The sequence below is a fragment of the Frankia gtarii genome (genome assembly GCF_025403375.1).
In the GTDB taxonomy this organism is placed as follows: Bacteria; Actinomycetota; Actinomycetes; order Frankiales; family Frankiaceae; genus Frankia; species Frankia gtarii.
The window spans coordinates 1-9,669 of the sequence record NZ_JAMPTM010000249.1; the positions used below are offsets into that span (position 1 = coordinate 1).

Genomic DNA, 9,669 nt, shown 5'->3' on the forward strand with positions numbered 1-9,669 from the left:
GCCCGCCACAGTCCAAGCAGACCTGAATATCATCCACCAGGATTTCGAGTTTCCGGCCCCAGACGCGCATTGTGGACCGGGAACGCTTCGCCGGGCCGAGGCCCGTCAGGCCACCGGGCTCAGGCCGCCGTCGAGGTTGACGGCCGTGCCGGTGATGTAGGCGGCCCGAGCGGAGAGCAGGAAGGCGACGAGGTCGGCGAACTCCTGCGCCCGGCCGACCCGGCCGAGCGGGATGCCGGAGTCGCGCCCCATCCGCGCGTAGAGCTCGTCGACCCCGACGCCCTGCGTGGCGGCGGCCCGGTCCCACTGGCCGCTCTCCACCAGGCCGATGAGGACGGCGTTGACCCGCACGTTGTCGGGGCCGAACTCCTTGGACAGGGCCTTGGTGAGCGCGAGGCCGGCGGCCCGGGTGACCGACGTCGGCATGGAGCCGGCGCCCGGCGCGCGCGCGCTGATCGACAGCGAGTTCACGATGCTGCCGCCGCCCGCCCGGCGCAGGTGCGGCAGGACGAGGCGGGACGCGCGGACCGCCGCGTGCAGCTTCAGGTCGAGGTCGCCCTGCCAGGCCTCGTCGGTCTGGCGCTCGAACGGCCCCGCGGAGCTGGCCCCGGCGTTGTTGACCAGGGCGTCGACGGCGCCCCACCGTTCGGTGGCGGCGGCGACGAACCGATCGAGGTCGGCCGGTTCGCGGACGTCGGCGACCACCGGCAGGACCTCCCCGGCCGCGCCGCCGGCCGCCTCGGCGACCGACTGCAGCCGCGCCTCGTCCCGGCCGCAGAAGGCCACCTTGGCCCCCTCGGCCGCCAGCGTCCGCACCAGGGCGGCGCCGAGGCCGTCCGAGCCGCCGGTCACCAGCACGACCCGGCCCGCAAGCTGCAGATCCATCCCGCTCCTCTACTCCAGGCCCGCCGCCCTGCCGGCCGTTCCACTGACGCTGGCCGCCCTGCTGAAGGCCGCCGTCCTACTGAAGGTAGTGCTCGACCTGGGAGACGCTGCCCGGCTCGGCGCCCTGCGGGTCCTGGCCGGCAGCGCGCAGCGCTCGGCGCCGGCGCAGCAGGTCCCAGCACTGGTCCAGGGTCTGCTCGAGGTGATCGAGCCGTTCGTGCTCGGTCTCGGCGTCGATCTCGCCGCGGGCCCGCCGGCCCCGCAGCTCGTGCTCCTCGGCCACGAGGGCACTGACCTGGATGTAGATCCGCTCGTCATCCACCCGCCCACTCAATCACGCCGGCCCGGACCCGCGGGACGCCACGGCAAACCGGATGACCTTCGCGAAACCCGAAGCCTGGGGTGTGACCTGGCATACTGCTCACGTGGACACCGCGATGATGCGAGCCGCAGTCTGCCATCGGCTGGGCACGCCGGACGGGATCTCGACCGAGGCGGTGCCCAGGCCCACGCCAGGGCCGGGTGAGGCGCTGGTCAGGGTGCACGCGGCGGCGGTGAACCTGCCGGACGTGCTCATCGCCGCGGGCCGTTACCAGGTTCCGGTCCCGCCGCCGTTCACCCCCGGCAGCGAGTTCGCGGGGGTCGTCGTCGCGGTCGGACCGCAGGTGACGGGCGTCCGGGTCGGCGACCGGGTGGCCGGCGGCGTGATGAGCGGCGCGTTCGCGCAGTACGTCGCCGCACCGGCGGACGCGCTCATCCCGGTGCCGGCGGGGGTGGATCTCACCACGGCCGCGGCGAGCTGGGTCTGCCATCTCACCGCCTACAACGCGCTGCGCTCGATCGCGAACGTCGCGCCCGGGGAGCGGCTGGTCGTGCTGGGGGCTGCCGGCGGCGTCGGGCTCGCGACGGTGGAGCTGGGCGCGCTGCTCGGCGCGCGGGTGGTCGCCGCGGCGTCCAGCCCGGAGAAGCTCGCTGCCTGCAAGGAGCGTGGCGCCGAGTTCCTGATCGACTACGAACGCACGCCGTTACGCGACGCGATCCGAGCGGCGGTCGGCGGGGCGGACGTGGTCGTCGACCCCGTCGGCGGCCGGTACGCCGAGGCGGCGCTGCGCACCCTCGGCTGGGGCGGACGTTTCGTCACCGTCGGCTACGCCAGCGGGGAGATCCCGCGCATCCCGCTCAACCTGCTGCTGTTGAAGGGCATGACCGTGCGCGGCTTCGAGCTGCGCACCTTCCCCCGGTTCGAGCCGGAACTCGCGGCGCGGGATCGGGCCGAGCTCGCCGAGCTGCTCGGCACCGGCCGGGTTGCCCCGCTCGTCGGAGCCCGCTTCCCGCTGGCCGAGACCAGCGCCGCCCTGCTCCACGTCGCCGAGCGGCGAGCGATCGGCAAGGTCGTCCTGGAAATGACGGACGGCGACGAAACCGGCTCCGAGGCCTGAGACCGAGGACTGAGACCGAACCGTTCGAGACCCGCTGACGGCACGACGGCCACCCTCAGGGCCGGATCGGACGACTACTTTCCGTCAGAACTGGCTGGTCTCGGCACCGCATGGGGGCACGACCGCCCGGGTATGAAAAGGGCTGGACCGCACGGGGTGGGTGGGTGAGGAGTCTTGGCACAGGAGCGTCCCGACCTCTTCGAGCTCCTGAACCTGGCGGTAACGGTGACGGATTTTCGCACCGGCCGCCTACGCCGGGCCAATGCGGCGGCCTGCGCACTGCTGGGCCGTTCCGAGGTTGAGCTGGTGGGCACGCACTGGCAGGATGTCGCCGCGCCCGAGGAGCGCGCGCTGTGGAACAAGGAGATCCACCGGCCCGGCCAGCGGAACCCGCCGCTGCGGCGGCTGATCCGCCTGCGGCGCCCGGACCACAGCACCGTGCACGTTCTCGTCACCTCGGCGACGGTGCCCGGTCCGGCAGGCCGGGAAATCCTCAGCCAGCTCCAGGACGTCTCCGACGAGATCACCGCGAACGACCGGCTGCGCCTCATTCTGGACAACACGCCGGTGTCGATGTTCCTGGTCGATCGGTCGGGGTTCGTGCTCGCCAGCGAGGGCCTCATGGACGCGACGCTGTCCCGCCTCGCCGAGCATCCCGACGTCTCGGTGTTCACGCTCTTCGAGGACTTGCCCGACGCCGTCGGCCTGCTGCAGGACGCCCTCGCCGGGCGCCCCCTGCACCACGTCATCGAGGCGTTCGGTCGCTGCTTCGATCTGCATCTGGCACCGATCTCGGGACCCGACGGCGAGGTGAGCTACCTCACCTGCGTGGCGACGGACGTCACCGAACACCAGCAGGCACTGGCCACCCTGCGCACCCGATCGATCGAGCAGACCCTGGTGGCCGACCTGGGTCAGCAGGCGCTGGAAGGCCTGGACGCCACGACGATGTGGACCCGCGCCGCCCAGATGCTCGCCGAGCATCTGGGCGGCGCGGCCGTGCGGATCCACGAACTCGACGACGCCGGCCAGCGCACCCGCACTCTCGCCGACGTCTCCCCCGCCGACGTGACCAGCGCCGATGGGGCCCAGGCGGGCGTCGGCCGGTCGGAGGGGACGTGGTGCACCCCGCAGCTACCCGCCGCAACCGTCACGAACGGACACAACCTCGTTGTGGCGACCGGCCGAGGTGACCGTCCGTCGGCGGTCGTCGAGGTGAGCCGCCCGCCACCCGGCCCGGCCTTCAGCGAGCAGGACGCCCAGTTCGTCCGCTCGGTGGGAGCCGTGCTGGGGGCGGCGGCGATGCGTTTCCGGATGGAGGACGAGATCCGCCGGCAGTCCCTGCACGACGGGCTCACCGGGTTGCCGAACCGGACGGCCCTGCTCGACCGGCTGGACCGGGCCCTGCGCCGGGCACGCGGGGACGGGACCCGGATCGGCGTGCTGTTCATCGACCTCGACGGCTTCAAGACGGTCAACGACACCCTCGGTCACCAGGCTGGCGACAACCTGCTGCGGCTGACGGCGCAACGGCTCGAGCACGCGGTGCGCCCCGCCGACGTCGTCGGGCGGCTCTCCGGCGACGAGTTCGCCGTGCTGTGCGAGGACATCGACTCCCCCACCGCCATCGAGGCGATCGCCGACCGGGTGCTCGCCACCCTGGACACCCCCTGTGTGCTGGGCGAGCGCACGGTCCTGCTGTCGGCCAGCGTCGGCATCGCGCTGTCCGAGCCGGAGACCGCCGACGGCGAGGATCTGCTCAACGCCGCCGACATCGCGATGTACGCAGCGAAGCGCCGCGGGCCGGGGCGTCGGCTGGCATTCGACGAGGCGATGCGCACCAGGCTGCTCGCCCAGATCACGGACAACGACGAGCTGCGTCGGGTCCTGTCCGACGATGAGCTGGTCATGCGCTACCAGCCGATCCACGACATCGACCGTGGCCTGGCCGGGGTGGAGGCGCTGCCGTACTGGCTCCATCCGCACCGCGGACTGGTGCCGCCCGCGCAGTTCCTGCCCGATCCCGCGCACGCCGGTCTGCGGGTGCCGATCGACCGCTGGGCTGTGGGCCGGGCCTGCCGGGCTGCCGCCCGGTGGGAGGACGAGCGCGGCGACGGCGCACCGCCGCCGCTGCTGAACGTGACCGTCTCCAGCCGCTGCCTCGTCGAAGATCGGTTCATTTCCGAGCTGGACCTGCTGTTATCCGCCACCGGTGCGGAGGTCCGCTACCGGCTGTGCCTGCAGATCGCCGAACGGGAGGTCGCCGACGACGAGCCGGCGCTGCTGGCCGCCTTCGGCGAGCTGTGTCGGCTGGGAGTCGACCTCTGCATCGGCGACTACGGGTCGGCCCTGACGACGGCCGCGGCCATGAACCAGGTGCCCTTTCGCTACATCCGGTTCAGCGGGATCTACGTCGACGGCGTCGATCGCAGCCCGGTTCACCACGCCGCCGCGGGTGCCCTGCTGCACTTCGCCCACGAGCTCGGCATCCGGACGATGGCCGGCGACGTCACGACGTCCTCGCAGTTGAACACGCTGCGGGCGATGCGTTGCGATCTCTTCCTCGGCCCGGTGATCGGTCCGAGCACGGCGCGGCTGCCGCGGCTGCCGCGGCTGCCGCGGCTGACCGGACGCGAGGATGCGCAGGGCACCCATCGCTGATGGTGACGCCCTGCGCCCCTCAACCCGACAAGATGGTGACGGTCCCGTCAGACATGCCTCATGCACGCCCCCTTGCGAACCGGCCGGCGTCGCCTGGTTGCTCACCGCGCCGCTGCTGCGGCGGGCGCCGTGGACCTCGCGACGGCCTGATCCGCCGGGCCCACCGACGGCGGCCGGCTGGCACCCGGCGGTCCGGCCGCGTGGCCGGACCGGCCCGACCACCCCTCCGCCATCGGTCGCCGGAGACCCGGCAGCAGGTGACGGCCGGCTCTCGACCGGGCGCCGATGCATCGGCTGCCCCGCGTCCAGATTTGAGGTTCAATGAAGCTCGAAACGTCTAACTTGGTACATGAGATGTACGGCAGGTTCCGGCACAGCCGAGATCACGCCGTTGGCTTACGTCCGAAACGGGGCCTGCCCACACCCGACGCCATGTGACATCTTTGTCAGAAATCGAGGTAGCCTCGGATGCCGAGGTGAGGTGTCGGTGCGTGCGGGCTGCCGCCCCGATCCGCGCCTCGGGCGGCGATGTTGCTCCCGCCCGAGGCGGTGGCGTCCGATCCTCCCCGGGCAGTAGAAATTAGGAAAGGCGTGGCACTCTCCGCTCCGCGAGAGGAACACGCGCGAGCGAGGAGGTCAAAAACGTGAGTCTTGTCACCAAGCCCGGTACTCGCTACCGTTCAGTCGTCGATCAGACAGAGGTCATCGTGGTGAAACCCGCGAGTGGACCGATCGATCTGCGCTGCGGTGGCCATCCGATGGTGTCGATCGGTACCGAGGCCCCCACCGGGCTCACCCTGGACCCCGCCTTCTCCGCCGGCACGCCACTGGGCAAGCGGTTCGCCGACGGCGAGACCGGCATCGAGCTGCTGTGCACCAAGGGCGGCTCCGGGTCCCTGTCCATCGGGGAGGTCATCCTCTCCCAGAAGGACGCCAAGCCCCTGCCCTCCTCTGACTGACGGGTAGCCACGATGCACCTCGGGATGCTTCTCGAAATGGCCGCGGACGGCATGGCCGACCGGGTCGCGCTCGGCCCGTTGGCCTCCGGTCTGACCTTCGCCGAGCTGGCCAGCCGGGCCCGGCGTCTCGGCGCCGCGCTTGAGGCGCTGCCGGGCGAGCGGGTCGGGCTGATCGACCTGAACTCCCCCGCGGTCCCCCTGACGCTGTTCGGCGCGGCGATCGCCGGCAAGCCGTTCGTGCCGATCAACTACCGCCTGGCGGATCCGCAGCTGCGCGCGATCGTCGCCCGCACCGCCCCGGCGACGATCATCGTGGGTGAGGGTGTCCTCGAGCGGGTCGGCCCGGTCGACGGCATCGAGTTCCTCAGCCGGGCCGAGGCCCTGGCGCTCGCCGAGGACCCCGAGGGCAAGGAGAAGGACGGCTGGGGCGGCGACGCCGAGGACATCGCCGTCCTGCTGTTCACCAGCGGCACCACCGGCGAGCCGAAGGCCGCCGTGCTGCGGCACAGCAACCTGACGGAATACATCATCTCCACGGTGGAGTACGCCGGCTCCGCGGAGGACGAGGCCGCGATCGTCAGCGTGCCGCCGTACCACATCGCGGGCATCTCGGCGGTGCTGTCGTCGACCTACTCCGGGCGCCGGGTGGTCCAGCTCGAGGCGTTCGACCCGGTCGCCTGGGTACGCACCGTCCGGGAGGAGTCGATCACCCATGCGATGGTCGTCCCGACGATGCTCGGTCGCATCCTCGACATCGTGGAGTCCGACGGCCTGGGCCTGCCCTCGCTGAGGGCGCTGTCCTACGGCGGTGGCCCGATGCCGCTGCCGGTCATCGAGCGCGCGGTCGGCCTGCTGCCGCACGTCGGCTTCGTCAACGCCTACGGGCTCACCGAGACCTCCAGCACCATCGCGGTGCTGGGGCCCGACGACCACCAGGCCGCGTTTGCCAGCGACGACCCGGCGGTCCGCGTCCGGCTCGCCTCCGTCGGCAAGCCGCTGCCCACGCTGGAGGTGTCGATTCGCGACGCGGCCGGCATCGAGGTGTCGGTGGGTGAACGCGGCGAGATCTGCGTGCGCGGCGGCCAGGTGTCCGGCGAGTACCTCGGCCGCGGCACGACGCTGGACTCCGACGGCTGGTTCCCGACCCGCGACGAGGGGCATCTCGACGAGGCCGGGTACCTGTTCGTCCACGGCCGGCTCGACGATGTGATCGTGCGCGGCGGGGAGAACCTGTCGCCGGGCGAGATCGAGGCGGTGCTGCTGGAGCACCCGGGTGTGCTCGAGGCCGCGGTCGTCGGCATCCCGAACAAGGAGTGGGGCGAGCAGGTCGTCGCCGCCGTCGTCACCTCCGCCGGGGTGACGGAGGAGGACCTCAAGGCGCACGTCCGTTCCCGGCTGCGCTCCAGCCGCACCCCCGACCACATCCAGTTCCGGGAGGAGCTGCCGTTCAACGAGAGCGGCAAGCTGCTGCGCCGGGTGCTTCGGACCGAGCTGTCCGAGGCGTTCACCTGATCGGTAGCGGCCCCGCCCGCCGGTTGAGCGGCTGCGGGCGGGGCACGACCAGGACGGCCGCGCCATGACCATGGCTCTGGACGAGATCCTCGGGGTCCGGGAGTCCGAGCCGGATGTGTTCGTCGGCGCCCGCGGTGCGCGCGCCCGCGCCGGCATCTTCGGCGGGCAGCTCGCCGGCCAGGCGCTCGCCGCGGCCCAGCAGACCGCGGACTTCCCGGCGCACTCGCTGCACGGCTACTTCCTGCAGTCCGGCGACCCGGACATCCCGGTGAGCTACCACGTCGAGCGGCTTCGCGACGGCCGCTCGTCCGCGGTGCGCCGCGTGGTCGCCCGCCAGCACGACCGCCGGCTGTTCGAGGTGATGGCGTCGTTCACCACCCCACGCGAGGGGCTCGACCACGCCGATCCGGCCCCGCCCGACGTGCCCGATCCCGAGTCGGTCGCCGACCTGCCCAGCCACCTCGCTGCCTGGGGGTTCGACGGCCCGCTGCCCCCGCACTTCGCGGTGCTGGACTTCCGCCCGGTCAGCGTCGTGTCCCCGCTCGCGCCGCGGGCCTATCCCCCCAGCCAGCAGGTCTGGTTCCGGGTCAGGACCGCGTTGGGGGACGATCCCCGGGTCCACCTGCAGGCGATCACCTATGCGTCAGATTTGTACCTGTTGGCCACCTCCCTGCGGCCGCACGGGATCGCCTCGGCCAGTCCGGGGGTGTCCTTCGCCAGCCTCGACCACGCGATCTGGTTCCACCGCCCGTTCCGGGCCGACGAGTGGCTCCTGCACGACCAACACTCCCCGACCGCCTCCGCGGGGCGCGGATACTCCACCGGCAAGATCTTCCGGAGGGACGGCACCCTGGTCGCGACGACCGCCCAACAGGGTTTCATCCGCCCGCCGGCCGCCGCCGTCGGCGAGCAGCGCCCGCCGACGCGTTAGCGCGGCTCCACGCGGTAGACGTTCGGGACGCCGTCGTGGTCGTCGTCGGCCGTCTCGAGCTGGTGGAGCCGCGCGTAGGCGCGGTTGCGCAGCCGCAGCACCACCGACGCCAGCAGCGCGGCGAGGACCGACGCGGTCAGTATCCCCACCTTCACATGATCGTCACGGGCGCTGCCAGGCCCGAACGCCAGCTCCCCGATGAGCAGCGACACCGTGAACCCGATCCCCCCGAGCAGCGCGAGCCCCGCGACGTCGACCCAGGCCAGGCCGCTGTCGAGGCTCGCCCCGGTGAAACGGGCGACGAGCCAGGTCGTCGCGAAGATCCCGATCGCCTTGCCGGCGACCAGGCCGACGACGACGCCGAGGGCGGCCCGGTCGGACAGCGCGTCAGCGAGGCCCCCGAGCCCGCCGATGCTCACTCCTGCCGAGCAGAAGGCGAAGACCGGCACGGCGACGCCCGCCGACAACGGCCGCCACCGGTGCTCGAAGTGTTCCGCGAGCCCCGGCCCAGCCCCCGGCCCCCCGGCCTTCTCGCTGCGCGCCACCGGCACGGCGAAGCCGAGCAGCACCCCGGCGACCGTGGCGTGCACCCCGCAGGCGTGGACGAACGCCCAGGTCAGCACCGCGAGCGGCAGCAGCAGCCACCACGCCTGCACACGGCGCTGCACCAGCACCGTGAACGCCGCCAACCCGACGGCGGCGCCGACCAGCGGCAGCACGGACAGCTCACTCGTGTAAGCAACGGCGATGATCACGATGGCCAGCAGGTCGTCGACGACGGCGAGGGTCAGCAGGAAGGTGCGCAGCGCCGTCGGCAGGCGCCTGCCGACGACCGCGAGCACCGACAGGGCGAAGGCGATGTCGGTGGCGGTCGGGATCGCCCAGCCCCGCGGCGCCCCGCCGTGCAGGTTCACCAGCGTGTACAGCACGGCCGGGACGGCGACCCCGCCCGCGGCGGCGGCCACCGGCACCGCCGCGCGACCCGGGTCGCGCAGGTCTCCGGCGACGAACTCACGCTTGAGCTCGAGTCCGGCGACGAAGAAGAAGATCGCCAGCAGCCCGTCGGCCGCCCACTCCCGGACCGAGAGGTCCAGGTGTAGCGCCGACGGGCCGAAGCGGGTGGTCAGCAGCGCATCGTAGGAGCCCGACCAGGGTGAGTTCGCCCAGCCGAGGGCCAGGACGGTCGCGGCGAGCAGCAGCGCCCCGCCGATCGTCTCGTCGCGCAGGATCGCCGCGATCCGTCGGGTCTCCACCCAGGAGCCGCGGGCGAACAGGCGGCGGG

8 protein-coding genes are annotated in these 9,669 nt (G+C 72.5%); 5 read left to right on the forward strand and 3 right to left on the reverse strand.

Annotated elements, in window-relative coordinates; translation table 11 throughout:
- Positions 1–105: 105 nt before the first annotated feature.
- Both NBZ83_RS25675 and NBZ83_RS25680 read right to left on the reverse strand, forming a co-directional pair.
- Complete coding sequence (locus NBZ83_RS25675) at positions 106–885, reverse strand: SDR family oxidoreductase (RefSeq protein ID WP_261570786.1); 780 nt, start codon at positions 883–885, stop codon at positions 106–108.
- Between the two features lie 76 nt (positions 886–961).
- Positions 962–1,207, reverse strand: a complete 246-nt coding sequence (locus tag NBZ83_RS25680; RefSeq protein WP_261570785.1) for a DUF2630 family protein — start codon at positions 1,205–1,207, stop codon at positions 962–964.
- A gap of 118 nt (positions 1,208–1,325) precedes the next feature.
- Here NBZ83_RS25680 and NBZ83_RS25685 point away from each other — a divergent pair, with 118 nt between their 5' ends.
- The 5 genes from NBZ83_RS25685 (at position 1,326) to NBZ83_RS25705 (ending at position 8,387) form a co-directional block, all read left to right on the forward strand.
- Positions 1,326–2,324, forward strand: a complete 999-nt coding sequence (locus NBZ83_RS25685) for an NADPH:quinone oxidoreductase family protein (RefSeq protein WP_261575959.1) — start codon at positions 1,326–1,328, stop codon at positions 2,322–2,324.
- 174 nt (positions 2,325–2,498) lie between these two features.
- Positions 2,499–4,985: a sensor domain-containing protein gene (locus tag NBZ83_RS25690; protein WP_261575958.1), complete on the forward strand. Its 2,487-nt coding sequence runs from the start codon at positions 2,499–2,501 to the stop codon at positions 4,983–4,985.
- A 644-nt stretch (positions 4,986–5,629) separates the two neighbouring features.
- Positions 5,630–5,944: a hypothetical protein gene (locus tag NBZ83_RS25695; protein WP_261570783.1), complete on the forward strand. Its 315-nt coding sequence runs from the start codon at positions 5,630–5,632 to the stop codon at positions 5,942–5,944.
- A 12-nt stretch (positions 5,945–5,956) separates the two neighbouring features.
- Positions 5,957–7,456 (forward strand): class I adenylate-forming enzyme family protein, encoded by a 1,500-nt coding sequence (locus NBZ83_RS25700; RefSeq protein ID WP_261570782.1) that lies wholly within the window; start codon positions 5,957–5,959, stop codon positions 7,454–7,456.
- 64 nt (positions 7,457–7,520) lie between these two features.
- On the forward strand, positions 7,521–8,387 hold the full coding sequence (locus NBZ83_RS25705) for an acyl-CoA thioesterase (RefSeq protein WP_261570781.1): 867 nt from the start codon (positions 7,521–7,523) through the stop codon (positions 8,385–8,387).
- Here NBZ83_RS25705 and nhaA read toward each other — a convergent pair.
- Positions 8,384–9,661: a Na+/H+ antiporter NhaA gene (nhaA, locus tag NBZ83_RS25710; RefSeq protein ID WP_261570780.1), complete on the reverse strand. Its 1,278-nt coding sequence runs from the start codon at positions 9,659–9,661 to the stop codon at positions 8,384–8,386. The genes NBZ83_RS25705 and nhaA overlap by 4 nt on opposite strands.
- Positions 9,662–9,669: the final 8 nt, after the last annotated feature.